The sequence below is a fragment of the Halosimplex yunnanense genome, assembly GCF_054504345.1.
Genome location: NZ_JBTJEL010000023.1, coordinates 1 through 25,463, shown reverse-complemented (window position 1 = coordinate 25,463; position 25,463 = coordinate 1). Strand labels below are relative to the sequence as shown.

At 67.9% G+C, this 25,463-nt stretch carries 30 protein-coding genes and 1 rRNA gene; 17 read left to right on the top strand and 14 right to left on the bottom strand.

Translation table 11 applies throughout. From position 1 onward, the window contains the following. Positions 1-27 precede the first annotated feature (27 nt). The gene (locus AB2U09_RS00515; RefSeq protein ID WP_459190732.1) at positions 28-321 is read left to right on the top strand and encodes a DUF7553 family protein; all 294 of its coding nucleotides are present in this window, start codon (positions 28-30) and stop codon (positions 319-321) included. Between the two features lie 11 nt (positions 322-332). Here AB2U09_RS00515 and AB2U09_RS00510 read toward each other — a convergent pair whose 3' ends face one another. Both AB2U09_RS00510 and AB2U09_RS00505 read right to left on the bottom strand, forming a co-directional pair. Next, the gene (locus AB2U09_RS00510) at positions 333-1,076 is read right to left on the bottom strand and encodes a ZIP family transporter (protein WP_459190731.1); all 744 of its coding nucleotides are present in this window, start codon (positions 1,074-1,076) and stop codon (positions 333-335) included. An 89-nt stretch (positions 1,077-1,165) separates the two neighbouring features. After that, complete coding sequence (locus tag AB2U09_RS00505; protein WP_459190730.1) at positions 1,166-1,939, bottom strand: mechanosensitive ion channel family protein; 774 nt, start codon at positions 1,937-1,939, stop codon at positions 1,166-1,168. Positions 1,940-2,105: 166 nt separating this feature from the next. Here AB2U09_RS00505 and AB2U09_RS00500 point away from each other — a divergent pair, with 166 nt between their 5' ends. Beyond that, positions 2,106-3,440 carry a DUF8593 domain-containing protein gene (locus AB2U09_RS00500; protein WP_459190729.1) on the top strand — a complete coding sequence of 445 codons (1,335 nt, stop codon included), beginning with the start codon at positions 2,106-2,108 and terminating at the stop codon, positions 3,438-3,440. A 276-nt stretch (positions 3,441-3,716) separates the two neighbouring features. Here AB2U09_RS00500 and AB2U09_RS00495 read toward each other — a convergent pair whose 3' ends face one another. Further along, on the bottom strand, positions 3,717-3,977 hold the full coding sequence (locus AB2U09_RS00495) for a hypothetical protein (protein ID WP_459190728.1): 261 nt from the start codon (positions 3,975-3,977) through the stop codon (positions 3,717-3,719). 75 nt (positions 3,978-4,052) lie between these two features. Between AB2U09_RS00495 and AB2U09_RS00490 the strand changes: the two genes are divergently transcribed. The 3 genes from AB2U09_RS00490 to AB2U09_RS00480 all read left to right on the top strand — a co-directional run bounded on the left by AB2U09_RS00490 (position 4,053) and on the right by AB2U09_RS00480 (position 6,746). Beyond that, positions 4,053-4,805 carry a GNAT family N-acetyltransferase gene (locus AB2U09_RS00490; RefSeq protein ID WP_459190727.1) on the top strand — a complete coding sequence of 251 codons (753 nt, stop codon included), beginning with the start codon at positions 4,053-4,055 and terminating at the stop codon, positions 4,803-4,805. Positions 4,806-5,004: 199 nt separating this feature from the next. Then, positions 5,005-5,886: an SWIM zinc finger family protein gene (locus tag AB2U09_RS00485; RefSeq protein ID WP_459190726.1), complete on the top strand. Its 882-nt coding sequence runs from the start codon at positions 5,005-5,007 to the stop codon at positions 5,884-5,886. 215 nt (positions 5,887-6,101) lie between these two features. Then, positions 6,102-6,746: a helix-turn-helix domain-containing protein gene (locus tag AB2U09_RS00480; RefSeq protein WP_459190725.1), complete on the top strand. Its 645-nt coding sequence runs from the start codon at positions 6,102-6,104 to the stop codon at positions 6,744-6,746. Positions 6,747-6,769: 23 nt separating this feature from the next. Here AB2U09_RS00480 and AB2U09_RS00475 read toward each other — a convergent pair whose 3' ends face one another. Continuing rightward, positions 6,770-7,189, bottom strand: a complete 420-nt coding sequence (locus AB2U09_RS00475; protein ID WP_459190724.1) for a hypothetical protein — start codon at positions 7,187-7,189, stop codon at positions 6,770-6,772. Positions 7,190-7,619: 430 nt separating this feature from the next. Between AB2U09_RS00475 and AB2U09_RS00470 the strand changes: the two genes are divergently transcribed. From AB2U09_RS00470 to AB2U09_RS00460, 3 genes are all read left to right on the top strand, one after another. Then, positions 7,620-7,988 carry a HalOD1 output domain-containing protein gene (locus AB2U09_RS00470; RefSeq protein ID WP_459190723.1) on the top strand — a complete coding sequence of 123 codons (369 nt, stop codon included), beginning with the start codon at positions 7,620-7,622 and terminating at the stop codon, positions 7,986-7,988. Between the two features lie 449 nt (positions 7,989-8,437). Beyond that, positions 8,438-9,391, top strand: a complete 954-nt coding sequence (locus AB2U09_RS00465) for a hypothetical protein (RefSeq protein WP_459190722.1) — start codon at positions 8,438-8,440, stop codon at positions 9,389-9,391. Positions 9,392-9,729: 338 nt separating this feature from the next. After that, positions 9,730-10,080: a hypothetical protein gene (locus AB2U09_RS00460; RefSeq protein ID WP_459190721.1), complete on the top strand. Its 351-nt coding sequence runs from the start codon at positions 9,730-9,732 to the stop codon at positions 10,078-10,080. A 162-nt stretch (positions 10,081-10,242) separates the two neighbouring features. Here AB2U09_RS00460 and AB2U09_RS00455 read toward each other — a convergent pair whose 3' ends face one another. From AB2U09_RS00455 to dps, 3 genes are all read right to left on the bottom strand, one after another. Next, a complete protein-coding gene (locus AB2U09_RS00455; protein ID WP_459190720.1) occupies positions 10,243-10,581 on the bottom strand; it encodes a TFIIB-type zinc ribbon-containing protein in 339 nt (112 codons plus the stop codon). Between the two features lie 82 nt (positions 10,582-10,663). Then, positions 10,664-10,951, bottom strand: coding sequence for a HalOD1 output domain-containing protein (locus AB2U09_RS00450; RefSeq protein ID WP_459190719.1), 288 nt, complete (start codon positions 10,949-10,951; stop codon positions 10,664-10,666). Positions 10,952-11,052: 101 nt separating this feature from the next. Further along, the gene (gene dps / locus AB2U09_RS00445) at positions 11,053-11,682 is read right to left on the bottom strand and encodes a DNA starvation/stationary phase protection protein Dps (RefSeq protein WP_459190718.1); all 630 of its coding nucleotides are present in this window, start codon (positions 11,680-11,682) and stop codon (positions 11,053-11,055) included. A 144-nt stretch (positions 11,683-11,826) separates the two neighbouring features. Between dps and AB2U09_RS00440 the strand changes: the two genes are divergently transcribed. Beyond that, positions 11,827-12,144 carry a hypothetical protein gene (locus AB2U09_RS00440; RefSeq protein WP_459190717.1) on the top strand — a complete coding sequence of 106 codons (318 nt, stop codon included), beginning with the start codon at positions 11,827-11,829 and terminating at the stop codon, positions 12,142-12,144. A gap of 105 nt (positions 12,145-12,249) precedes the next feature. Here AB2U09_RS00440 and AB2U09_RS00435 read toward each other — a convergent pair whose 3' ends face one another. Together AB2U09_RS00435 and AB2U09_RS00430 are read right to left on the bottom strand one after the other, a co-directional pair. Then, a complete protein-coding gene (locus AB2U09_RS00435; RefSeq protein WP_459190716.1) occupies positions 12,250-12,489 on the bottom strand; it encodes a DUF8593 domain-containing protein in 240 nt (79 codons plus the stop codon). A 6-nt stretch (positions 12,490-12,495) separates the two neighbouring features. Next, entirely contained in the window at positions 12,496-12,942 is a 447-nt protein-coding gene (locus AB2U09_RS00430; RefSeq protein ID WP_459190715.1) for a DUF5789 family protein, read from the bottom strand. A gap of 105 nt (positions 12,943-13,047) precedes the next feature. Between AB2U09_RS00430 and AB2U09_RS00425 the strand changes: the two genes are divergently transcribed. Further along, a complete protein-coding gene (locus AB2U09_RS00425) occupies positions 13,048-13,602 on the top strand; it encodes a uracil-DNA glycosylase (RefSeq protein WP_459190714.1) in 555 nt (184 codons plus the stop codon). A 37-nt stretch (positions 13,603-13,639) separates the two neighbouring features. Here AB2U09_RS00425 and AB2U09_RS00420 read toward each other — a convergent pair whose 3' ends face one another. Both AB2U09_RS00420 and AB2U09_RS00415 read right to left on the bottom strand, forming a co-directional pair. Further along, entirely contained in the window at positions 13,640-13,810 is a 171-nt protein-coding gene (locus AB2U09_RS00420; protein ID WP_459190713.1) for a DUF7535 family protein, read from the bottom strand. Between the two features lie 33 nt (positions 13,811-13,843). Beyond that, entirely contained in the window at positions 13,844-15,076 is a 1,233-nt protein-coding gene (locus AB2U09_RS00415) for a CBS domain-containing protein (protein ID WP_459190712.1), read from the bottom strand. 153 nt (positions 15,077-15,229) lie between these two features. Here AB2U09_RS00415 and AB2U09_RS00410 point away from each other — a divergent pair, with 153 nt between their 5' ends. The 3 genes from AB2U09_RS00410 to AB2U09_RS00400 all read left to right on the top strand — a co-directional run bounded on the left by AB2U09_RS00410 (position 15,230) and on the right by AB2U09_RS00400 (position 18,408). Next, a complete protein-coding gene (locus tag AB2U09_RS00410; protein ID WP_459190711.1) occupies positions 15,230-15,436 on the top strand; it encodes a DUF2196 domain-containing protein in 207 nt (68 codons plus the stop codon). A gap of 117 nt (positions 15,437-15,553) precedes the next feature. Beyond that, complete coding sequence (locus AB2U09_RS00405; protein ID WP_459190710.1) at positions 15,554-17,479, top strand: archaea-specific SMC-related protein; 1,926 nt, start codon at positions 15,554-15,556, stop codon at positions 17,477-17,479. 227 nt (positions 17,480-17,706) lie between these two features. After that, entirely contained in the window at positions 17,707-18,408 is a 702-nt protein-coding gene (locus tag AB2U09_RS00400) for a helix-turn-helix domain-containing protein (RefSeq protein ID WP_459190709.1), read from the top strand. A 43-nt stretch (positions 18,409-18,451) separates the two neighbouring features. Here the strand turns inward: AB2U09_RS00400 and rdfA are convergent, their stop codons facing one another. Then, positions 18,452-19,084, bottom strand: coding sequence for a rod-determining factor RdfA (gene rdfA, locus AB2U09_RS00395; protein ID WP_459190708.1), 633 nt, complete (start codon positions 19,082-19,084; stop codon positions 18,452-18,454). Positions 19,085-20,724: 1,640 nt separating this feature from the next. Next, positions 20,725-20,961: a hypothetical protein gene (locus tag AB2U09_RS00390; RefSeq protein ID WP_459190707.1), complete on the bottom strand. Its 237-nt coding sequence runs from the start codon at positions 20,959-20,961 to the stop codon at positions 20,725-20,727. A gap of 453 nt (positions 20,962-21,414) precedes the next feature. On the opposite strand from AB2U09_RS00390, the gene AB2U09_RS00385 reads away from it, so the two are divergent. Further along, positions 21,415-22,113 (top strand): CBS domain-containing protein, encoded by a 699-nt coding sequence (locus tag AB2U09_RS00385; RefSeq protein ID WP_459190706.1) that lies wholly within the window; start codon positions 21,415-21,417, stop codon positions 22,111-22,113. 53 nt (positions 22,114-22,166) lie between these two features. Next, on the top strand, positions 22,167-22,409 hold the full coding sequence (locus AB2U09_RS00380; protein ID WP_459190705.1) for a hypothetical protein: 243 nt from the start codon (positions 22,167-22,169) through the stop codon (positions 22,407-22,409). An 80-nt stretch (positions 22,410-22,489) separates the two neighbouring features. Here AB2U09_RS00380 and AB2U09_RS00375 read toward each other — a convergent pair whose 3' ends face one another. Next, entirely contained in the window at positions 22,490-22,714 is a 225-nt protein-coding gene (locus AB2U09_RS00375; protein ID WP_459190704.1) for a DUF1328 domain-containing protein, read from the bottom strand. Between the two features lie 409 nt (positions 22,715-23,123). On the opposite strand from AB2U09_RS00375, the gene AB2U09_RS00370 reads away from it, so the two are divergent. Both AB2U09_RS00370 and AB2U09_RS00365 read left to right on the top strand, forming a co-directional pair. Beyond that, positions 23,124-23,849 carry a TraB/GumN family protein gene (locus AB2U09_RS00370; protein WP_459190703.1) on the top strand — a complete coding sequence of 242 codons (726 nt, stop codon included), beginning with the start codon at positions 23,124-23,126 and terminating at the stop codon, positions 23,847-23,849. Between the two features lie 1,261 nt (positions 23,850-25,110). Beyond that, positions 25,111-25,463, top strand: a 16S ribosomal RNA gene (locus tag AB2U09_RS00365); the annotation flags it as partial.

The following is a 25,463-nucleotide window of genomic DNA, read 5'->3' as shown; positions in this document are numbered from 1 at the left end:
TTCCCTCCGGCCCCCGTAGATCGGGATATGGATCGGAGGCTAGCCGACGCCAGAGACGCGATCGACTCCGCTCGCGAGATCACCGACGACGGCACCGCAGAGGAACAGCTCGCCTCGATCCGCGAGGCGCTGCAGACGCTGGACGAGGACTCGGTCGAGGAGGACGCGATGGGCGACCGGATCGAAGAGATGGAGCGCCAGCTCACGACGCTGGGGAACGATCTGGGCGACCTCCCGACGTCGCACCTGGAGACCGCTCGCGACCACCTCGACGCCTACCGCCGTGAGACCGCGCCCGAGTGGGAGAGCGACCGCGACTGAGCCGAGGGGTCTCACGTCAGGAGCAACACGGCGGTATAGACGGCGACGCCGGCGGTGAACGCCCAGAACTTCCCTTCCCGTTCGGCGGGGAGTTCCTCGCGGACGACGCTCAACACGATCCCGCCGGAGAGGAAGGCGAAGAGGAGCCCGAGCGTGACCCGGTCGAGTTCCGTGAGCGCGCCGACGGCGGCGCCGACGAGGACGGACCCCGCGAGCGCCCAGCGGCCGACCCGGTGGTAGGCCGCTTCGTGTTGGTCCTCCAGCGACACGTCGTTCAACAGGAAGTGCAGGCCGAGCGCGAGGGAGAACAACAGGAGGTTGCTGACGCCCGGGGCCTCCTGGTGGAAGAGGAGGTAGCCGACGACGGCGTTGTACGCCGCGTAGGCGCCGACGTGGATGCGGAAGATCCCGGGGCTGGGTTTGTCGTCCAGCGACTCGTCGGCCGACTGGCGAGCCAGTCGTTCGAGCCCGTAGTAGACGACGAACCCGAGCATCGTCACGAGGTACACTTCCTTCTCGGTCGGGAGGCCCAGCAGGGCGTGCTGACCCATCGGCTCGCGGTAGTCGTCGATCTCCGGGAGGACGTGGACGAACACGTAGGCGACCGAGACGCCGCCCGCGAACGAGAGGAACCGTCCCCGCGAGAGCCGGGTCAGGAACAGTTCGCTCCGGGCGAGGAGGTGGACGGAAGCGAGCGCGAGCGCGAGCAGCGCCGGGAGGAGCCGCTCCGCGAGCAGCGCCGACGACGGGGCCATTCGGTGAGTTCACCTACCGGTCACAGTCTGTCTCGGGACGAGGGGTTTTCGGCCTCTTCCGCCGTCGGGAGGGGGGTCACGGGTCGGACTCAGTCGTCAACCCCCTCGCCGGTCGTGCGGTCCGACCCGCCGTCGGTGGCGGCCGAACCGCTGGGTTGTGGCGTCGCGGACTTGGCCGATCCCATCCAGCGTTCGATGTTCTCCGCGACGTAGGAGTGGCCGCCCCAGCCGATCGCGATCCCGACGCCGATGGCGATAGCGGCCGCCAGTCCCCACGCGAAGGCCTCGGCGAACGTGTAGAGGATACTGACGTCGATCCCCATCGTGTCGAGGCCGATGACGATGGCGGTGAAATACAGGAACATCCGGGTTCCCGTCGCGAACCACGACGTGTAGGAGGTCTGGGTGGCGGCGCGCGTCCGCATGATCGCGTCGCCGATGAAGTCGGCGACGACGAAGCCGACGACGATCACCAGCAGGCCCGCGATGAACGCCGGCAGGTACGAGACTGCCGTGCTGACCCACTCGGAGAGCAGGTCGATCGCGAGGACGTTCGCGGCCGCCAGGACCGCCAGTGCGACGACGAACCACTTGGCCAGCTTGCCGAACGTCGACGACACCGCTCCTTCGCTCCCGCCCATGATGCGACCGAGCGGGGTGCCCATCGTCATCCGGTCGAGTTCGATAGCGTCCGTCAGCCGCTGCACGGCCTTCCCGACCGCGATGCCGATCAGCCAGCCGATGACCAGAATGATGACCGCGCCGACCAGTCTCGGCAGGAACGCGACGATGTCGGCGAGCGTCTGTTCGATGGTATCCGATACGTCCGTCTGCAGGACCGTCGAGGTGTACTGTAGACTCATGGATGACAGCAATTGACATAGCCGCTCTCGCTCGGAAAGTCACGAGGTTGCGCACGCAACCCCTGTAGATAAACCACGAACAAATTCCGGGTATGCCGACGATACCGGCGCGATCGCGGCTGAACTGACTGTGTTCTTTTGAGTCGTCCGCCCGAACGTCGGGGTGATGTCGAGACAAGGAGACACGCCGCGAGAGAGCCAGATCACGACAGACACCGACACGATCAGAGACTGGGGCGAAACCCACGAGATGGTGCCCGTTCAGTACGAGGAAGGCGGCGAGACGCGGATGGAGTTCGTCCGCGAGTCCGAACTGGAGGACCGCCACGACCGCCTCGAGTGGAACGAGTTCGACACGGAAATGCGCGACCGAGAGATGGTCGTCGTCCGAGACGAGGACGCGGGCGAGTTCGACGTCGTCGACCGGGCGGAAGTAGTCGGCCACGCCGCCATCACAGACGAGGAGATCGAACAGGAGTTGCTCGAAGGCGAGACCGTCCGGTCGGAGTTCACCGAGCGCTCGGTCGTCGAGCGCACCATCGTCGAGGAGGTCTCGGTCGAGAGCGAGGTCACCGACCGCGAACTGATCGAGTCCGACACCGTCGACGCCGAACTCATCTCCCGCGACGTCAGTGACTGTCAGGTGACGAACGTGGACATGGCCGACGCCGGCCTCGAGGCGCTCGACACCTTCCAGACGGGGACCCGCTCGGAGCTGGCCTGCGACGTCGAGATCGAGGTCGACGAGGCCTGGACGATCACGAAGGAGAACGTCGAGCGGATCACCATCGAGAGTCGGGTCGTCGAGGTGGACGCCCAGGAGACGGACACGCTGGAGAGCGACACCATCCGCGAGACGGTCGACCTGGAAGGCGTCGAGCGGACGGTGCTGGAGGGCGAACTCGTCGACTCGCCGCACACGGCCGAGCAGGCCGTCGAGGAGGGTCACGTCGAGAGCCGGTTCCGCGACGACGACGCCATCGAGACGCACCTGCTCCGCAGCCAGGTGATCGAGGAGGACGTCTCGATCCGCAGGATGGTCTCCGGCGAGGTGCACGACGCCGAGACGCTCTCCTCGGAGACCATCTCGCACATGGCCGTCGAGAGCGACATCGTCGAGCCCGACGAGTACGACCGGGACCTGACCGCCGTGACCACGTCGGGCGACCGGACGACCACGGATACCGAGACGGTCGAGACCGACGAGCGGACCACCACAACCGGCACCGACGAGACGATGCGGGCCGGCGAGTCGATGCCGTCCGAGGACGACACCGGGAAGACGGTCGTCAACGCGAGCGGCGACGAGGTCGGGATGGTCGCTGCCGTCGACGACGGGCAGATGTACGTCGACCCCCATCCCTCGATCACCGACCGGATCCGGACCGCGCTCGGGTGGTCCGACGGTGGCGGCGACGACGACACCTACCCCGTCGAAAACGACCACATCGCCCGCATCGAGGAAGACGAAGTCGTCCTCGGCGTCGACCGGAAGGGATAGACGCGTTCGGCGGTCCACGGAGAGCCGTGACAGCGTCGGACCGCGGCGAGTCAGCGGCCGACCCGCAGGCTGCCGAGGCTGATCGCGGACGGCCGACTCGTTGATGGCCGACCCGCGCGTCGGCAACAAGCAGTCGGCAGGTAGCGGCTGCGCTGGTAGCGGCTACGTTGGTGGCGAGCGAGCGGATCCGCAGTCAGGGGTCGGCTAGCGGGAGAGCGCCGCAGTTGACTGTCGGCGCGGCGGCAGCGAAGGTCGGCGGGCACTCGAGGCCGGGACTCAGGCTTCCCAGACGAGTTCGAGCGACAGCTGGGCGCCACAGCCCCCTTCCTGTGGGGTCTCGCCGCCGCTCTCGGCGTTCATCTCGTCGTCTTCGAGGTAGCCGGGGCAGTACCCTTCCTCGACGATGTGCTGGATACTGACGGTCGCCCCGCACTGCGGGCAGTCGATCGCGAGGTCGCCCTCCTGTTCGTGGATGGAGTCGGGCTCGAGCATCATTCGTGCGCCGGCGGGAGCGTCGTCGCTGTCGGTGTCGGGCATACGTCCGTCTTTCGGGCCCTCGCCGGAAAAAAGAACGGTGCCGGGACTTTAGGGGGAGGCGGCCGAAGGGGAGACATGGAAGTCAGGGACGCCCGGACCAGCGACGCCGACGGGATCGCCGCTGTCGCCACCGAGTCGCTCCGCGCCTCGTACGACAGCGTCCTCGACGACGACGCGGTCGAGAACCTCGTCGACGAGTGGTACGACGACGAGCGGATCGACGCGGACCTCGAGGAGGAGTCGACGTTCTGGCAGGTCGCGGAGGACGACGACGAGGTGGTCGGGTTCGTCCAGGGCGAGCTGGTCGACACCGATCCGACGGCCGGCGAGATCCACTGGCTGCACGTCGCGCCGGACGCACGTGACGAGGGAGTCGGCCGCCAGCTGCTCGGCGCCGCACAGGAGACCTTCGAGAAGCGCGGCGCCGACGTCCTCCGCGGTGACGTGATCGCGGCCAACGAGGAGGGGTGGTCGTTCTACGAGGCCGACGGCTTCGAGCGCGTGGGCGAAACCGAGGTGACGATCGCCGACGAGACCCACGAGGAGTACGTCTACCAGCGGGCTATCGGCGACGCGGCCGACGAGACGGTCGTCGAGGCCATCGACAGCGACGAGGGCGAGCTGTTCGTGAACTTCAGCGAGGGCGACAGCGGGTCTGAGGCGCCGTTCTACGCCGTCTACCGGACCCGCGACCTCGAGGAGGAGTACGGCTGGTACTGCAGCAACTGCGAGTCGATCGCGACGTCGATGGACTCGATGGGCCGCATCGAGTGCAGCGAGTGCGGCAACCGGCGCAAGGCCACCCGCTGGGACGGTTCGTACCTGTAGACAGGGCCGCGCCCGGTCGCCGAGACGCGGTGGGCGGCCCCGATTCCTGGCGGGACGGCCGGATTCCGCGAAGGGTTTAGGATGGTGGATGGCATATTCGATCGCCACGGAACGCCCGGTGCGGGCCGTCTCCGGCCGTCGACGGCGCAGTCGTCGGCGAAGCGGACGCGGGACCGATCGGCATCGGGCGGCCAAAGCTATGACGCGAACGAGAAACACACAAGCGTCACTCTCGGATCAGCCGCTGGTACCGGCCGAGCGAGTCGACGGCGCGGCCCTCGACGAGGCCTCCCGCCGGGCGTGGACGGAGGCGATGACGGTCCGTCCGTTCGGCGACGGCTACCTCGTCGACTGCGAGGGCGGCTCGCAGTACGTCTCGCTGGCGCCGAGCGACTGCTCGTGCGCCGATTCGGACGACGACGCGCGCTGCGAACACGTCAGGCGAGTCGCCATCGAGATCAACCTCGGCCGGGTGCCGCCGCCGGCGGAGCGGACGATCCCCTGCCGGGGGTGCGACCGTCAGGTCGCCGTCTCCGCGGCGGATTCGCCGCCGGCGCTGTGCGACGACTGTCGTCTCGAACCCGGGGACGTGGTCGTCGACGCCGAAGCCGACGCGGAGACGCCGTTACTGGTCGTCTCCGAGCCAGGCCGACCGGCGGACGTGGTCGCGCTGCCGGACGACGACCGGACGATCGCGAGCTACCCCGGCAACGACGGCTATCCGCCGGACGAACCCGTCGTCGAGGCCGTCTACCCGAAGGCTGTCTCGACCCGGCGCGACCCGCGGCGGTACCTGTTCCCGCTGGCCCGACTCCGCCGGCCGACCGACGAGCGGGGCAGACCGCCGGAACGGGGCGACGACTCGACGTGCGAGTCGGGACCGGGCCAGGAAACCGGCAACGACGGCGATTCCGGGGCAGGGGACGAGTCCGAGGTCAGCCGCGACGACCATTCGGGTCGGGACGGTCAGTCGGAGCGAAGCAGCCAGTCGGCGCTCGGCGAGCAGTCAGCGTTCGGCGATCGATCGGCGTTCGGCGGTCGGGACAGCTCCGGCGCTCAGTCAGGACGCGACGACGGCTAGATCGGCCGGATGCCGGGTGGCGCCGGGTTCGGAGACGGTCGGGGCGGCCGTGGGAGCGTCGGGAACGATGGGAGCGTTTCCCTTGCGACGGCAAGGGGAAGCTTTAGCGTGGCTGTCGCGCGGGTAATCCGCGCCTTTCGGAACGCTAACCCGGCATTTGCAACGGTGGGCGCCGTATACTATTGGCCGGTGAACCCGAAACGCGGGGTACGCAGATGAGTACTATCGTCAAAGCCGGGCTGCCGACGGAGCAGTTCGCGCTCTCCGAGACGTTCGACGAGATCCCCGAGGTGGAGTTCGACGCCGTCAGGCTCGTCACGCACGGTACCGACCGGGTCGTCCCGTTGCTGTGGGTCAGCGACGCCGACTCCGAGGCAGTGACGGAGGCGCTCGAAGCAGACGACACGACCGACGAGGTGTCGCTGGTCTCCCGGCGCAACCACGACTCGCTGTTCCGGATGCGCTGGACGGCGCGGATCAGGTTCGTCACGCACGTGCTCGTCGAGGAGGAAGGCGCGATCGTCAGCGCCCGCGGGACGAACGACGGCTGGACGTTCCGGGTGTTCTTCCCCGAACACGACGCCGTCTCGCGGACCTACGACGCCTGCGCCGAGCACGACATCGACCTGGACGTGACCCGGATCTACAACCTCGACGACGCGCCCTCGCTCGGCGGCTTCCACCTCACCGACGAGCAGTTCACGACCGTCAAGGCGGCGCTCGACCGCGGTTACTACAAGGTGCCGCGGGAGGCGACGCTCGAGGAACTGGCCGACGAACTCGACGTGTCCCACCAGGCGCTCTCCGAGCGGCTACGTCGCGGCCACCGCACGCTCATCGAGAACGTCATCGGTCCCTGAAAACGAGTCGTTCGATCGCGTCGTTATTCGGACATCGCGCCGGACTCGCCAGCGGCCGTGCCGGTGTGTTCGGTCGACGCCGACTCGCTGTATCCGGTCGACTGCGGACCGGAATCGCGTTCGTCCTCGAACTCCGACCAGGTGGACTGTTCGGTCTCGCCGCCTCGCTGGCGGAGCGCGTAGATGGCGCCGGCCACGACTGCGAGTCCGAGCACCAGCATCCCCATCGAGGGGCCACCCGAACCGCCCCCGTCGGAGCGGTCGTCGGTGGAGACCATCATTCCGCCGCGGTCTTCGTCGGCGGCCCTGACGTCGGCTTCCTCGCGGAGGGCCTCTTTGACGGCCTCCTTGACGGGCTCGCGGATCAGTTCCTGCGCGAGAACCCGGGCGCCGCTGGTCATCGCGTCGCGTTTCGTGGTGGTGTCCGACTGCGCGAGTTGCATACGTTTCCTTTCCGACTCGCTGGCCCGATACGATTCGGCTTGCGAATACAGGGAGCGGTCGCCCCGGACGGGCGCCGGTCGCCCGCTCGCTACTGGCGAGCCGACTCGCTTGCTTCGCTTACCTGGGCCGACGTCGGGGGTCGATCGCCGTCTATCAGCGCCGAGAGATCGGCGGACGTCGCGGGACCCCAGAGCGGCCGCGACAGCGCCAGTTGTGGGTAATTGATCGATTTTACACGCCGACGAACGACGGGGTCTCTGTGAGCGAGACCGGCGGATAAGCCGAGGTTACCGGCCGTACGACCGGACGAGCGGGAGGCATCGGGAACGAGGAATCTGCGGACGCCGCCCAGTTGGATCCGTGTACCAACAGTTGACCGAGCAGAAAGGCTTTTAGTAATCGATGGATAATGAGAGGTTGTCACAAACAATGTATCGCAACCAAACGTACGTCAAACCGGCCGCCCAGGAACACCAGCAGGCCGGCAACGCGCAGACGTACTACGTCAAACACGACTTCGAGGGGTCGGCGGAGCTGACGACGACGCTTGCGCACGCAATCTCGGACGTGACCGGTGTCGACGTGACCGACACGGGCTTCACCCTCAACGACCACGTGGATCCGGAGGCGATGGACCAGCTCTTCAAGCCGAAAGACGACGGCACGCCGCGGCTCAACGGCCACCTGTCGTTCACTATCTGGGGCCACCAGGTGACGGTCTACAGCGACGGGCAGATCGCGATCGTTCCGCCCCGTCAGCCGGCCCAGCCCCAGCAGAACCCCCAGCCTCCGCGATAGCCGACTCCGCTCTCCCTCTTTTCTCGCTGCGCTCTCGCGACGAGCGTCGCGACTCTCCCGGTATCGTAACCTGAGCGACACGATTTCGCCGAATGGCTGCATACAGACGGCGACGAGGGTCGGCTGAGCGCGGTTCCGGGGGATTCCGGAGCGGCCCGGTTCAAGAGCACCTTACCGATTCGGCGGGGTCGTCCGTTGTGACTGTTCCGCGATGAGAGCGGATTACTCGGCGGCGCCGTCGCCGAAAACGGGCGCTTCTGGCGGTAACACCCGTCGAATCCCCGTAACCCGACTGAACAGTACGGCCGATTTATACGAGCGCCGTGGCTCGGTCCCGATGCAGCGGACGGCGTCTCGGGGACCGGCAGCGGCCGGTGACAGGCAGGGGAGTAGAGACGCCGTCAGCGACGCGCATCGTCCGCTCACCGTCCGCCGCTCCGCACACACCAATGAGTCAGCCAAATCAACTCGTCAGCAAGGCGATCGAAATCCAGCAAAACGCACTCGAAAACAGCCAGCGCGCCATGGAACAGGCGATGGAGATCCCCATCAAGGGAACCGTCGACTTCCAGCGCAACGCCGCCCAGCTCATGCTCGACGGCCTGGAGATGGGCAACTGGGTGAACGACCAGAGCGTCGAACTCACCCGCAACGCGCTCGATACCTACCTCACGACCGTCGAAAACGCGGCTCGCGATGCGACCCAGCTCGCCGAGCAGGGGATGGAACGAGCCGGTGACGCCGGCCAGCAGGGGCTCGCTTCGACCCAGCAGTTCGCGACAGCCGCGACCGGGAACGGGACCTGGGACGGCGCGTCGGGGCCGTCCGGGCAGCCCCAGCAGGCCGCGCCGATCCAGCAGCCGCCTGCCGCGCCGCAGCAACAACCGCCCACAGCCCAGCAGCCGCCAACGATCCAGCAACAAGCGCCGACATCGCAGCCGATGAGCGGGCAGCCTCAACAGTCCGCACCGATCCAGCAGCCGCCTGCTACGCCGCAGCAGCCCCAACAATCGCCCGGAATGGCTCAGCAGTCACCGACGCCGCAGCAGCGAGCGCCGACACCGCAGCAGCAGGCGCCCCCGTCGCAACCGACGTTCCAGCCGCAACCGACGTACCAGCAGCCGCCCGCTACGCCGCAGCAGCCCGCGATCCAGCAGCCGCCCGCCGGCGGGCAGACGACCGATCAGCCGCCGCAGGAACCGCCCGCACAGCCGCTCCCTCAGTTCCAGTCGGGTATCACCACGCAGCCGACGGCGCCGCTCCAGACTCAGCCGCCGCAGCCGCCGCAGGAGACGACTGCGCAGACGGGGACTGGGGTGACGCCCGACGGGCAGCGACCGCAGAGCGGACGCGAGGTCGAAACCGAGTCGAACGCGGCCGAGACGCCCGCGGAAAACACCTGAACGCGCCGTTCGCCATCGGGATCGGACGCCCGCCGACGCGACCGCTGCGACCCCGCGCCAGCCGCGCGACTGCCGGCGCCCGCTAACTGCCGTCGTCTCGAACCTGCCGGAGCTACCGCGTCGTGACTACCGCGCTGCCCGCCCACCGTCCGTCGTCGACCCTTCTCCGACCGGTTCGCGGACGTCCAGTTCGAGCGCGGCCGCTGGGCGGAGCCGGGCGGACAGATCCGGAACTGCGGGCGGAATCGCCGGTAATCGCACGGTACCCGCCGGGTCCGCCTGTGATAGTTCGCCGATACTTATTGGAGCAGGTGTCGAACTGCCGGTGGTGTTTCACGATGCAAGTTGTCTGTAAGGACGGAACCACGATCCAGTGTAGCGACTTCGAAGCGGTCGATTCCGGCGTGCTCCTCTATCAGGACCAGCGTCGCGAGATGCGCTCCGAAGAAGACGAGGACGAGGAAGCGGAGGAGCGACGGGCGACAGGGTTCGTCCCGGTCACCGAACTGAAGTTCGTGCTGCCGGACGAGATGGTCGGCACCGGCGGCCAGCAGATGGGCGCGACAGAGCGCGGTCGGGGAGCGCCCCCGGGCGCGCCGATGGGGACCGGCGGACAGATCGCCCAGCAACAGCAGATGCAGCAACAGCCGGGCGATCCCCGACAGGGTCCACCCGGTTCGGGCCGCTAGCGGACGATCCCAGCGGTCGACGAGGATCGACGGGCGCAACGAGCCAGTGATCGGCAGACGCCCTCGCCACCGCTATCGGCGCGAACGCGGAGGGCGCAGTCGAACGGCGACCCGACGGCGGTCGCTCTCACTTCTCGCGGTCGAGATATCGGCGGTCCGCTCTCAGTCCTCCGTCCAGTACATCAGGTTCTCCTTCGTGGTGCCACAGTTGGGGCACTCCTCGGGGAGTCCGTCGTCGATCTCGCCCATCTCGCCGCACTCGGTGCAGCGCCACATGAGTTCGGCCTCGCCGAAGGAGTGGCCCGAGCGGGCGTGCTCGACGCTGAGGCCCTCGACGCCGTCGCGGGTCGTGACGAACACGCCGCTCTCCTCCATGCCGCGGATCGAGCCGACGGGATTGCCGTTCTCGTCGTAGAGCGTCTGGCCGAACGACAGCGACGTGGCTTCCTCGGTGGCTTCCTGGTCCGATTCCTCGTCGGGCGTCTCGCCTCTTCCGCTCATACTCCCAGTTGGGCCCGCTGGTGGAAAACTCTGGTCCCGGCAAACCGCGCCGTCAGGCCACGAGATCGGTCGGGAACCGCGCTCACTCGACCCGGACGAACCGGGCGTCGCCGTCCTGGTCGACCGTGATCCGGTAGCCCTCGTAGGAGAACTCGACCTGGATCTGGGCTTCCGGGGCGGGCGGGGTCGAGAACAGGTGGTCGATCACGTGGTCGACGCGCTCGTACATCGTCGCGAGGTCGGTGGACTCACAGCCCTCCATCTCGGCCACCGCTTCCGCGATGGCGCTCGCCGGGTCGTCCTGTTCGGTGTCGAACTCCCGGTGGACGATCGACGTCTGATCGGACTGGTCCGTCTGGCTGTTCACCATGTATCCGTGACACGTTCGCTCTGGTGAAGTTTGTTCCGACCGTTTCGCGGTTCATCGGGCTGTGAATCCGGTCAGACGGGCGACCTCGCGGGCCGGCGCGGTCACTGCCGGTTCGCGCTGCCGACGGGCGCGTTCTGGAGGTGCGCTTCGAGGAACCACAGCGACTTCGAGACTTCGCGGGACACCTCGTTGAGCAGGTCGGCCGTGTCGGGGTCGCCCTGCTGGTCGGCCATCTCGATCTGCTGGGCGAGGTTCGCGTCGAGCGTCGCCATCCGGTCGGCGAGCGCGCCGACCAGCGCCAGCCCCTCGAAGGCGTCGCGCGGGAAGGGCGCGACCGCCGTGGTCTGGGCGACCTCGTGGACCGTCCCCGGGGGGCGCCCGCCCAGCGCGCTGACGCGCTCGGCGACCTCGTCGATGGCCGGTTCGAGCGTCTCGCTCAGGTCCTCGAAGAGCTCGTGGAGCTGGTAGAAGTTAGGCCCCTTCACGTTCCAGTGGGCGGTCTTCAGCTGCATGTTGATCGCCGTCAGATCCGCCAGACACTGGGTGAGGGCGCTGATGCTCGCCGTCCGGACGCCCTCCGAGAGGTAATTGCGCGTCGCGAAGACCTGCCCGACCGGCCCGGTCGCGCCGTACTGCCCGCTGGCCGACGAGCGCTGCATACCGTTTTGCTGTGTGCCGCTCATCGACTGGGTAGACTGCTGGCTAGAGGGGGACTCCTGTATCTGATCCATGGTGATCCAGTGGCTCGCTACGGGGGGTCCGCCCATCAAGTTTCACGGTGGCTCTGCAAGGTCAGCCGCCGCTCGCCGCCAGGTCGCGGCCGCTCCGACGCGAGCGGCCGTGGGCCTAAGTGCGTGTCGCCCGACAGTACGAGTATGGTGTCCGACGAGCCCGACGAGTCGGAGGTCCGGCACACGACTGATCCGACGCTCGCGCGTACCCTCATCGAGGAGCGCAACGGGTACCCGGCGCACGTCCCCGGGAGCGAGGACGAGCCCGACCACGGGCTGCTCCGCGTCGGCTTCCGCGACCGCGACGAGGACCTCAAGGAGATCTCCTGGGACGAATTCCGCGAGGAGTTCGAAGGGAAGGAGCTCGCGGCGCTGTACCGCGACGACGAGGGCGTCGTCGACGAGAACCGCCCCGTCGTCCTGCAGGAGCGCGAGACCGTCGAGGAACCCGAGGGGAAGTGATCGACGGGTACGACGGCGACGCGGCTGACGGGGAGCGCCCGTCCGACGCGACCTCCGATCGGTCGATCCGGCGGCGCGAGCGGCGGTAGTGGCGCCGCCGGAACCCTACAGGTCGACTCGCAGCCGGATCGCTTCTTCGTCGACGTCGGCGACGGTCTCGGTGTGGAGCGGGAACGCCTCCGCTCCGTGGTCCTCGACGCCGAGCTTCGCCGCGACCGTCTCGGCGATCCCGGGGTTGGGGTCGACGAAGGGGGTCTCGTTCTCGTAGGCGACGACTTTTCCGACCCGCTCGCCGTCGTGGACGACCGGTTTGCCGACGTCCTCCTCGGTCACGCGGTCGGCCACGAGCGCTCACTCCGGACGGGGGTCGTCGTCGAGGTCGTGGTCGGGATCCTGCGTTCCGCCTTCGGACTCGGTGCGTCGGGTCCCGCCGTCGCGCTCGTCGTCGTCGATGGGGTCGAGCGGTCGCCCCTCGTTGTACTCCTCCGGGCCGGCGGCCTGCCCGGACAGCTCGTGGTAGATCGCCTCCCGGGCCTCCTCGGCGGACTCGAAGCGCTCGTCGACGAGCCGGTCGAAGACCGACCCGAGCGACTCCGTCTCGTTGCCGAGATCGATCTGCTGGTCGCCGTACTCGACGGCGAGCTCCTCCGACGTCGTCGGGTACTTCGCTTCCCCGAGCATGTCGCCGACGCGGCCGAGTTCGTCCTCGACGATCTCCGTCCGCTCGTGGCGACGGTCGATCGCGCTCTGCTGGACGCGCTCCGGATCCGGGTCGTACGAATCGCCGTCGTCTGGCATCGATCACGTTTGGCCGACGATTCGGAAAGGTCTGTCCCCGGCGGACGCCGCCGGTACGGAGCCTGCCGGCGAAAGTCCGTTTGCCGTCCGCGCCCAATCGGGCGCATGGCCGAGTTCGACTTCGAGGAACTGTACGCCGAGGAGCTCGAGGCGGTCCCCGAGGCGTTTTTCGACCGGTCGCGGTTCGTCCCCGGCGTCGGGCCGGCCGACGCCGCGATCGCCGTCGTCGGCGAGGCGCCCGGCGCGACGGAAGTCGAGGAGGGCGAACCGTTCGTCGGGCAGGCCGGCAGGCGACTCGACAGCCTCTTCGAGACGACGGGGATCGACCGCGAGGAGGTCTACGTCACGAACCTCGTGAAGGTGCGGCCGCCGGAGAACCGCGACCCGACCGCCGACGAGCGGCGGGCGTGGAAACCGCTGCTGGACGCGGAGCTCGACCGCGTCGACCCGGCGGTGGTCGTGACGCTCGGTTCGGTGGCCAGCGGCGCGCTGCTCGACACCGACGAGCCGATCAAGGACCTGCGCGACGAGACCTACGAGGTCGACGGCCGGCTCGTCCTGCCGACCTACCACCCCGCGGCGACGTTCTACGTCGACGACCTCCAGCCGATGCTCGAACGGGACCTGCGGGTCGCGGCGGAGATCGCCGACGAGGAGTGAGCCGTCGCCGTCCCGAAGCGGCGGCCGGGTTGTCGGCTCAGTAGCTGTGTGGCTCGCCGCTACTGGTGAGCCGGTCGAACAGGAGCCACAGGAGGAAGAACGGGACCAGGGGTAACATCCCGAGGAAGATGATCCCCGCGATCATGTAGCCGATCAGATTCATCTCGCCGTTGGGGTGCAGCCCCCGCATCTTGGAAGTAGTGTCCATTGGTATCACCTCGTGCAGTAACGGTTGTTCCGGTCAGGTTTCGAGCCACCAGCCGAGGAGCCGCTCGGCGTCCTCGGCGGAGCGCTGGCCGCGGCGCGACTCCATCGTCCGGCTCTTGTCGTCCAGTACGGTGCGTTCGAGGTTGTCCCGCGCGGCGCGGATGGCCGGCGCGTCGCCGTACTCCTCGCCGGTGCCGGCGAAGCGGCCGCGGTCGGTGAACAGCCGGATCGTCGCCTGGATGAGCGGCGAGCCGCGCTGGCGCTCCTTGTGCTTGTGCAGGACGACGTACGCCTCGATGACGTCCATCTCGTCGTACTTCCCTTCGACCGCCTCGATGATGTCGGCGACCTGCTCGCGGGTCATGCTGGTGAGGTAGCGCGCGCCGAAGACCTGCAGGCGGGCACCGTCGTCCTCGTCGGGCGTCCAGGTGAGCGACCGGAGCACGTCGGTCAGCGTGACGATGCCGTCGATGCCCTCCGAGGGGATCTCGACCACCAGCGAGGAGTAGTCGTCGTCGAGCATCTCGTGGACGGCCTCGCCGAGGCCGGTCGTCGGGCCGGTCGTCGCGACGGGGGAGTTCATCACGTCCCGGGCGGGCAGGTCGAGCAGTCGGGCCTCGACGCCCGCGCGTTCGCCGAACCCGCCGCTGGACTTCGAGGTGTCCCCCGAGGCGGTCCCCTCGCCCCAGCCCTGGGCGTTGCCGCCCTGTTCCTGCTTCGTCTCGCGGATCGTGAACTCCAGCAGGTCGAAGGTGCTGATCATCCCGACGGCGTCGCCGTCGTCGTCGATGACGGGCACGCGCGAAATACCGTTCGTACGGAGCTGGTGGATCACCTCGCCGAGGGTCGTCTCCGGCCCGACCGAGCGCAGGTCGCGGCTGTACACGTCGCTCACGTCGACCGCGTCGAGGAACTCCTCGGTCGCCGCGGCGACGCTCTCGTTAGTGACGACGCCGGCGAAGTCGTCGCCGTCGTAGACGGGGAGGATAGTGAACTCGCTCTCGACCATCCGACCGGCGACCTCCCGGATGTCGTCGCCGCGGTCGATGTGCGGCACGTCGTCGCGCATGACCGACTTCGCCTTCTGGTCGGGGTCGTGCTGTGACCGGATCAGCATATCCCGCGTGACGACCCCCTCGATCCCGTCGCCGGAGCCGATCAGCAGCCCGGGGTCGCGGTGGGTCTGGAACGCCCCCAGAAGCTTCGACACCGTCGTATCGGGATCGAACTCGCGATACTCGGTCGTGACTGCCTCCGCGATATCCATTCGTCCCCCAGTTTCGGGCGCTCGGGGGATATAGCGCGGGCTTGCAGTCGCCACGGTCCCCGCGCCCGCCCCGAGTCGGACGGCCCTGTCGCTGTCCCGCTGCCCGGCTAACGACGGGCGTGGACTTTTGCCTCACTGCGGGGACGTACGCCTGTGTCCAGCGAACGACCGAGCCGCGACGATCTCCAGCGCGGCATGACCGTTGAGGTCGTCCAGGACCAGCCGAACAACGACAGCGACCCGATCGTCGGTGATATCAGGACCATCGTCACCGACGATCGGACCCATCCCGGCGGGATCAAGGTGAAACTGCAGTCGGGCGTCACCGGTCGCGTCCTGTCCATCGCGCCGGACGCCTGATCGCTCCGCCGCCTTCGGCCGCCGCCGTTCTGTCGGCGAACGTAGCGGTAAGCGCGCGGTACTCCCGGTAAGCGGGTCCAAAGCTTGAAGTGTCGTCTGACACACCGGACTGTAGAGATGACGACGTTCGACGAGCCCGTGACCGTCTCCGTCAGGAGCCTCGGGGGAATCGACCGCGAGGAGGTGACGCTCGACCCCGGGGTGACGGTGCTCACGGGGCGGAACGCGACGAACCGCACGTCGCTGCTGCGATCGATCGCCGCGGCGCTGGGCGGCAGCGCCGGCGAACTCAAGGCCGACGCCGACGAGGGGTCGGTCGAACTCGCTATCGGCGAGGAGACCTACACCCGCCAGCTGCAGCGGACGAACGGGGCCGTCGCCGCGAGCGGCGAGCCCTACACCGACGACGAGTCGCTCGTCGACCTCTACAGCTGCCTGCTCGCCACGAACCCGGCGCGGCAGGCGGTCGAGCGGGGCGACGGCGACGCCCTCCGGGAGGTCGTGATGGACCCGATCGACACCGCGGAGATCCGCGCGGAGATCGACCGCCGCCAGCGCGAGGTGCGTACCCTCTCCGAGGAGCTGACCGAGGCCGACCGCGAGGCCGAGCGGCTGCCCGACCTCCGCGAGCGCCTGGAGGCCCGCCGCGAGGAGCGCGAGGCGGTCCGCGACAGCATCGAGTCGATCGAGGCGGCCATCGACGCCGAGGAGTTCGACGCGAGCGACGCCGAGGACGCCGAGCAGGTCGTCGAGGACCTCCGGGAGGCCCGCGAGGAGTACGAGGCCGTCCGCGACCGCCTCGACACCCAGCGCACGTCGATCGAGTCGCTGGAAGACGAGCGCGAGACGGTCGCCGGGAAGCTGGAGGCGGTCGACGCGCCGCGGGCCGAACTCGACGAGGCGACCGAGGAACTCGACGCGCTCCAGCAGCGCCGTCGCGCCCTCGAGAACACCGTCAACAACCTCGTCTCGATCGTCGAGTTCAACGAGGAACTCGCCGACGAGTCCAGCGACGCCCTGCCCGGCGACGGCGGCGACGACGACGTCGTCGCAGCGCTGGACCCGACCGCCGAGACCGTCGACTGCTGGACCTGCGGGACGACGGTCGAGCGGGCGGCCATCGAGGAACGGGTCGACGACCTCCGCGAGGTCGTCGACGAGAAGCGGCGCGAGCGCAACGAACTCCGGACCGAGATCGGCGAGCAGCGCGAGTACGTCGCCGACCTGCGCGAGGACGTCCAGGAGCAGGAGTCGCTGTCGGAGCAACTGGACGACATCGACGCCGAGATCGAGCGCCGGGAGTCCCGCGTCGAGGACCTGGAGTCGCGCGCCGAGGAGTTGCGCGAGCGGATCGAGGAACTGGAGCAGGAGGCCGCCGACTCCGACGACCTGCGCGACAGCGACCTGCTCGACCGGTACCAGCGCCTCTCGGAACTGGAGTACGAGCGCGGACAGATCGACGAGTCGATCGACGCGCTGGAAGCGGAGATCGAGGCCGCCCAGGCCGAGCGCGACCGCCGGGACCGGCTGGAGTCGGAGATCGACGCCCACCGGGACGAACTGGCGGCCCTGCGCTCGCGGATCGCGGACGTCGAGCGGGCGGCCGTCGAGACGTTCAACGACCACATGGAGACGGTGCTCGGCCTGCTCGGGTACGAGAACGTCGAGCGGGTGTGGATCGAGCGCAAGACCGACGCGGCCGCCGACGAGGTGGCGCCGGAGAGCACGTTCGACCTGCACGTCGTGCGGTCGACGCCGGCGGGGTCGGTCTACGACGACACCGTCGCGCACCTCTCGGAGTCCGAGCGGGAGGTCATCGGCCTCGTCGTCGCGCTGTCGGGCTACCTCGTCCACGATGTCCACGAGGAGGTGCCGTTCGTCCTGCTGGACTCGCTGGAGGCCATCGACGCCGAGCGCATCGCCGACCTGGTGGAGTACTTCGCCGACTACGCGCCGTACCTCGTGGTCGCGCTCCTCCCCGAGGACGCACAGGCGCTGCCCGAGCGCTTCGCGCGCGTCCGGACGACCGAGGCCATCGCCTGAGCCGCTCCCGACTTGACTGCTCTTCTCCCGTTCGCTCGCGTTCCTGCTGGACGGGATGATCGGGATCTCGCTTCACGCTGGTATCACTGTTAAGCCGGGCTTATCACGGTCGCCGGCGCGGGCGGCGTCACCGACGGAGCCGCGAGCGGGTCGAATTCCCCCGATTACCGGCGATCGAAACACGTAGGCGGCACGTTCTTTTGACGACGGGGGCGAAGGTGTATCCGATGAGTACGATCGTCGAGGCGACCGTCCCGGCCGAGCAGTTCGCGCTCGCGGAGACGCTCGAGAGCGTCCCGGGCGCGGAGGTACGAATGGTCCGACTGGTCGCACACGGGGCCGAGCACGTGATGCCGTTCCTCTGGGCGGGCTGTGAGGACACCGAGCGGCTGCACGACGCGCTGGTGAACGACCCGACGACGGAGGACGTCGACGCGCTCGCCGACTTCGACGGCGAGTCGCTGTTCCGGGTCGAATGGGCGACCCGCGTGCGCGTCCTCGTCTCCATCATCGCGGAGGAGAACGCGACCATCCTCGACGCCTCCGGTCACGACGGCACTTGGCACCTGCAGATCTTCTTCCCCGAGCACGACGCCGTCTCGGAGACCGACGAGTTCTGCGCGGAGTACGGGATCGACCTCTCGCTCGAACGGATCAACCGCCTCTCGGAGGCCGCCGAGTACGGCCACCTCGGGCTCACCGAGCGCCAGTACGAGACGCTCTGTAGCGCCTACGAAGCGGGGTACTACGACGTCCCGCGGACGGTCAACCAGGAGGAGCTGGCCGAGTACTTCGACGTCTCCCACCAGGCGCTCTCCGAGCGGCTCCGCCGCGCCCACGAGACGGTCATCACGAACGCGCTGTACCACAAGATCCACCGCCGCGACCACGAGGTGTCGCCGCGGATGCGCCACGAGGTCGACACCTGAAGCGCCGGGCTATCACTACTGCCGCCGGCTGTCTCGCCCCTTCTCACACGGATTCGCCGGTCGCGGCCGGGCAGTCACAGCCGCCGCGGTCGACGAACTCGTCGACCGGGAAGGTCGCCCCGCAGTCCTCGCAGGTCACCCGGACGACGTGGGAGGTCGTGAGCTCGCCCGCGGTGAACCCGTCGGTGTCGGCCAGCCGGTCGAGCGTCCGCTCGACGATGCCCTCGCTGCGCGAGCGCGCCCACTCGACGGTGCCGCGGGCGTCCTCGACCGACAGCGGCGTCCGGCGGTCGGTATCGTGGTCGAGACACTCGCGGAAGTGCGTGCGGACGGTCTGGTAGGAGACGAAGTCCTCCTCGAGGGCGTCGACGTCGACCCCGGCACGATCGAGTCGGTCGCGGAGTTCGGCGCGCTCGCCGGCGCTGGCGTCGTCGCCGGTCAGCCCCTCGTAGACGCTCGACACGTCGCCGATCACGTCCGCGTCGGCCTCCCGGAGCGCGGCCCGCAGGATCGCCTCGTTGACGACGGTCTCCAGGTCGCGCAGGCTCGCGCCGTCGCGCCGGCGGTCCGTCAGCGTCCGGTCGAAGGCGCCGAGCCCGTAACGCCGGACGTTTCGGCCGATCTTGCAGGAACAGCCCGTCCCACCCGCGCCGTCGGCCGCGTCGGAGTCCGTCATTGCCCCTCTCTAGCGAAAACGGACACTTAGAGGCTACGCGTGCGACCGCCGGTCGCCGGTCAGTTCGGCCGCTCGACCGTCATCTCGACCGGCGGTCCGGCCCCTGTCGCCGGTCGGGATCCGTGGGTGAACCCGGCGTCGGGGCCGGGCCGCGGGACGGCTGCTGCCCCTCGATTCGAGGCTGAGACGTCGGGACACCCCTTCCGGGCTGTCGCGGCTGCTGGGTCACGTTCCCCGGCTGGCCCGCCTGTCCGCCCGTGTTTGCGGGCGGTCGTGTCTGCTGGCCGGGCTCCGTGGGAGGTACCCGATCGGTCGAACCGGGCGTCCGGCTGGCTGCACCCGGTGGCGTCTGCCCGGCCGAGTCCGCCGGCATCCGCTCCGGCGGGCGCTGCCGTCGCTGACCGGTCTCGACCGTGGGATCCGACGCCGGACCGACCGGCTGTCCGTTCCCCTGAATCTGCATCGGAACGAGGTCGAGCGCGAGCGGCCACTCGCGTCGGTCGCTCGCACCCGTCGGCTGTGGAGCGTTCGCGGTTCCAGCTCCGGGCGCGTCCAGCTGCCCGGCCGCGTTCCGGCTTCCGGGACCGTGAGGCGCTCGCTCCGGAGCCCGTCTCTCGGGTGGAGTCCCGCCAGATGGGCCGCCCGGCGGTGTCCCGGCTGTCGGCCGATCCCGCGTGCGAGACTGCGGCTGCTCGGCCGGTCGATTCCGGGGTGTCTGTGCCGGTGAGGTGCGGTTCGGCGGCTGCTGTGACCCGGACCCCGGAGTTTGGTGCGGGGCGGTCGACGGCGTCCCGTGGGGCTGCTGGTCGGGGTCCGGAGGGACGGATCCGCCGCTCGGACCCGGTAGGGGGCCGGCCGATGTGCCCGGAGCGCGTGGTTCGGATCCCGGCGTTCCCGGTGTTTGCCGCGGTTGACCACCCGGTTGCCGATCGGCAGTGTCCGGAGCGGGCGACTGCGGCTTCCGGGAGGGACCGTTCGCCGTGGTCGACCGGCCGCCCTCGGCTCGCTCCCGGGAGTCGGGGACGCGCGCCGGGTCCGTCTCGCCGTCCCGCCTCGCGGACCAGTGGCCGGCCGCGCGGTCGGCGAGCGAGTCGGCGTCGGACGCCTCAGCGCGCTCGCTCGCCCGTTCCGTCCGTGTCGGTTCCCCCGTGTCTGTTTCGCCTCTCTTTGTCTCTGCCGTCTCGGCTCTCGTGTCGGCGGCGGTCTCGGCGTCCGTCTCCGATTCCGCCTCGGCCGGCGACTCGGCGTCCGTGGACGCTTCGTCGTCGCTTTCGGCGTCCGTCTCGCCGCGTTCGTCCTTCGACAGGAACTGCCCGGTCTCGGGGTCCCGGGGCTGGCCGCTCGACCCGCCTCCGTCGGCGGATCCCTCGTCCGAATCGCTGTGCTCGTTCTCCGCCGTGTCGGTGTCGTCGGAACTCATGAGTGATCGCCAGCCGTGTGATGCGCTGACACGGGCAGTTACCGGCGCTGGCGCTTAAAAACGGGTGACGATTCGAGCGGTTTCACCGCGATTACCCGCCGAGCGCGCGAGATTGCGACGTTCCCGACCGTTGCAACCGCTCCGCGACGGCTGGCGTCGTGTCGTCGAGCGGCGGCGCTGTGCGGGCAAGCTGGGGCGGCCCAGTACGGCGTGCGAGCGGTTAGCCGGGCCCGGAACACTCCTCGGGGAGGTCCCCTTTCGAGAGGCGCTCCGCGCCGCAGACGACGCAGCGGTAGAACGACTCCCGGTAGCCGCGCTGGCCAGTGTGGCCGCGGTGCGATTCGGGGTGGCGGCCGGGGACCCACTCGGTCTTGTCGATGACGAGATGGGGGCCGACCGGCTCGGCGTCTGGGTAGGACGGTGCGACGGATCTGACGGTGTCGTTGTGGGTGCTCATGTTTCTCGATCCCACGGTGGTCTGACCCGGTCGTCGACCGCGCCAGCGGCGCCGTCGAGGGGGTCGCCCTCCGTACGCGATCGAGGTGTATAAGCGACTCCCCTGGCAGGGTCGTGACCTGTCTCCGTCCCGGGGTTTCGCCGTCGAGAGCGCCGTCGCGGTTCCGGCGCGTTCGCGGCGAAATCGGGTGCCCGACAAAGTTTATTGACCGGTGGAGCGAACGTTCGCTCGTCGGCCGACGAGCGGAGCGTCCGCGCCGACTCACTCACTATGACACCGAATCAGGGAGACCCGTCTGACCCGCGGGCACGACAGCAGCGAGGCACCGGTCAGCAACCGCCCCGGCACTCGCAGGGGCAGCCGCCGGGACAGCAGCCCCAGCCGCCGCAGGGACGACCACCCCAGGGACAGCCGACACAGTCCCAGCCGTCACAGGGACAGCCCCAGCCACCGATGGGTCAGCAGGGGACTGGCCAGCCCCAGGGGCGGCCGCAACAGGGGCAACCGCCCCGGGCGAACCCCTCGCCGACACCGCAGCACCGAACGGCGCAGGGACAGCCCCAGCCGCCGATGGGCCAGCAGGGGATGCCGACGAGCGGAGGCGTACCGACCGCACGACCACAGCAGTCCCAGCACGCGCCCCAACCCGGCGCAGCGGGCGGCATGCAGGCCGGAAGCCGGCCGCCGCGAGCCGGGATGCAGCGCTCGCGCGGTCGGTCGCTGCTCAGACCGGTGTCGGTCGACGACGTCGTCGCGGAGAACGTCGTGACCGTCGAGCGGGATACGTCGGTCAGCACTGCGGTCGGCAAGATGGTGGACCACGACGTCGGGTCGGTCGTGGTCGTCGAGGACGACAAGCCGGTCGGTGTCCTTACCGACCGGACGATCGCCCTCGCGCTGGAGGACAACCCCAACGTCGCGGAGATGCCGGCCGAAGAGCTGATCGACGACGACCTGATCTCCGTCGACGCCTCGACGGACATCTTCGAGACGCTCCAGTTGATGCGCGACGAGGGGATCCGCCGGCTTCCGGTCGTCGACGACGAGGGGGACCTGCAGGGGATCGTGACGCTCGACGACGCGCTCGTGTTGCTCGGGAGCGAACTCGACAAACTCGCGACGACCGTCCAGGAGCAGTCGCCGCGGCTGTGATCGGATCGGTCCGACCAAAGAAGCTATAACCGTCGATTAGAAAGCCGGTCTTAATGGCGACCCGAGACCGACCTACTTTCGAGGAGATGTGCCGCGCGTTTCCGATCCGGACGGGCCTTTTTACATTTGGACCGCTCCTCGTCGGCGCGGCACAGTCACTCAACGCCGTCGCACACGGAACGAACCTGTGGCTCGTCGCGTTCATCGCTGTCGCGACGGTAGCCTACTCCATCCTCGTCACGAACTACCATCTGGCGTCGTTTCGGCGGCGAACCGTCTGCCGAGGCATCGAGTGAGCGGCGGCCGCCGTCGTTGCGAGTAGTCCCGTTTCGGGTCGCCGCGCTCGCCGGCCGGTCCGTCGACGGTCGCTCGCTGGTCACAACACCAGCGAGACGACCGCGAGTACGAGGAAGATGAGCACGAGCCACTTGGCGATCTCCATGCTCAACCCTGCGACGCCACGCGCGCCGAGCAGCGCGGCCACGATCGCGAGGACGAAAAACGCGATCGCGAGCGTGAGGAAGTCCCCCGAGAAGAACTGCAGGGGGACTGCGGTCAGTGCGCTGGCTACACCGGACGGGCGGCCGGCTATCGTGAGCATACTGAACATGCGTTCTCACCGATGGATACTCGCCGGCGCATCATTGTAATAAAGCGGATATCCCAGATAACGGCGCGCTATCTCCTGAATGGCCGAATAACGCCGCATTACTCCCGTGGATCTGCCAGCGTCTCGACCGCTACCCGCGTGCTCGCTCTCGTTCCGAGAGCAGGTCGCTTGCCGACCGCAGCTGTCGTCCGCAGCTGTCGAGTCACTCGATCGCGGCGCTGATCGCGCACCTTTCTGTCGATATCAGCCGGGAGGCGCCGGGAGATGGCGGGGTCGACCGGATCTGCCGTGCGTATCTGATCGAGATCTGATACGGAGCGGTGATCGCGGAGTGAGCGCAACATTCATACCTCAGTCTTTCCGAGAGTACGCCGACGTTACCGACGGCGGATCTGAGAGTATGCCAGACGAACCACCAACCGACCCCCGACTCGAGTCCGAGTACGTCGAGACCTACGGCGACGAGAGCGGTCACGGATCAGTGACGCTCGTCGGCGTCGTTCACGACCACCCTGCGAGCGTCTACCGCGTCCGCCACATCGTCGAGCGCGAGGCACCGGCAGTCCTCGCGGTCGAACTCCCACCGCTCGCCGTCCCGCTCTACGAGGCCTACGCTTCTGACGAGCGGACGCCGCCGGCGTTCGGCGGCGAGATGGCCGCTGCGATCCAGGCGGCGGAGACGGACACCACAGTGGGAATCGACGGTCCGTCCGCGTCTTTCTGTCGCCGCCTCGCCCGGACGCTCGTCGGCGAGCGCGCATCACTGGAAACGGCGATGCGTTCGGTCCGCGGCGTGGCGTCCGTGGGGAAGACCACGCTCGCGTGCCGCGCCGCGGCGACCCTGACGAACCATACTGGTCTCCGGATCGCCGTCGGCGACCCGACCAGCCACGAGGTAGCTCACAGCGACTCCCCCCAGCGGCAGGTCGAAGACGAAAACCGACAGATCCGGACTGCGACGGCTGTCCTCGACGCCCTCGAGTCCCCGCCGGCTTCGCGCCTCCGTTCGGAGACGCGGGAAGCGCACATGGCCGACCGACTCCGGGACCTGCGGGCTCGTGGCGACGTCGTGGCCGTCATCGGACTCGGGCACTTCGAACCGATCCGTGACCGGTTGACGAACTGATCCGCGGCGCCGTAATCTCAACGCGGACCGCTCTCAATACCACTCTCCTACTTGATCGGGAAGGGTGTGTCTCGTTCGCTGGGGTTGAGCAGGGTCGTAGTCACTCTTTATATCGCACAATCATAAGAATACAATAATAATATGTTTGTTAGTAGATGTGCAGCTGCGGGTTTGATTATGAATGTAACTATATGGGCACTAATATCGTGATATAGGGAAAGATTGTGGGCCTTCAGGCCGAAATCAAATCAAATAATCTCGATTCGTGTACAAATAGTGGAAAAATCTATGCTTCAAAGAGGTTAATGATTCAATAGGCCCGTGATTTACTTTGAGCGGCTATATGTGCTGAAAACTCGCAATACGGGCGGAAGTGGGATCATAACCGTCGCACTCGAAATAAATGATAATATATGTGGGTGTTTGACTAAATAAAAATATATCTGATGATTTTAGCGGTTTTCTGGATCGGGGGTTCTGGTAGTGACCTTCGGGGCGGTAGTATAACGGGCCGCGCGCATGCGCGCGAGAAGCACAAAGCGACTAGGAGGCGATCCTCGAGGCTGTTCGTTTCATTACTGGCTCACTTTCCGTATTGGGGAGCTGGCCGCCAAATCCGAGCTGGTACGGATCTGCGACGTTGCGCAGCTGCTTCAGACGAAGGCACTAGGATGCTGTACCTTCACACCACGCAGGTAAGTCGAAAGCATTTAAACTCACTACCGCGGTATTGAGCCATCACTCCGCCTTCGTGTGGTTTCCACTCACAAGGGTGGCCTATTTTCGCAACGTTTAATATTGGTAGCCCTCTACGATTATATCCGTTCGAGGGCAGTGGAAGCGGGGGCGTCCCGTGGTCCGCTGCTCCCGACCACGCGGTGACGAAGCTCAGGCCCGGCTGCCCGGATCGCACTTAAGGCCGGTGTGGCGATAACTGCCACACCGCCGACGTCGTGCGATTCCGACGCACGCCGGGTCCGGACTTCGGAACCATTAAGTGGGGTAACCCACTACAATGATATCCGCACGAGGGAAGACGGGACGCGGCCGACGCCGCACCGTCTTCCCGACCCATGAGGATTCCACCCCTGCGGTCCGCCGTACAGATGGGATCTGATGTGAGCCTTGACAGTTCGGTGATACCCGATCGGAACGACCGTCGCGGTGTTACCGACTGACGGACCAGACATCGCACACGTTCATTCGTGTGCACACACGTTGATAGCGTGTCTCCGCCAGATCCCAGCCTCGAGCTGGGAACATTCCGGTTGATCCTGCCGGAGGCCATTGCTATCGGAGTTCGACTTAGCCATGCTAGTCGCACGGGTTCAGACCCGTGGCAAATAGCTCAGTAACACGTGGTCAAACTGCCCTACAGATCGGGATAACCTCGGGAAACTGAGGCTAATCCTGAATAGGACTCTCAGGTTGGAGTGCCGAGAGTCTCAAACGTTCCGGCGCTGTAGGATGTGACTGCGGCCGATTAGGTAGACGGTGGGGTAACGGCCCACCGTGCCGATAATCGGTACAGGTTGTGAGAGCAAGAGCCTGGAGACGGAATCTGAGACAAGATTCCGGGCCCTACGGGGCGCAGCAGGCGCGAAACCTTTACAC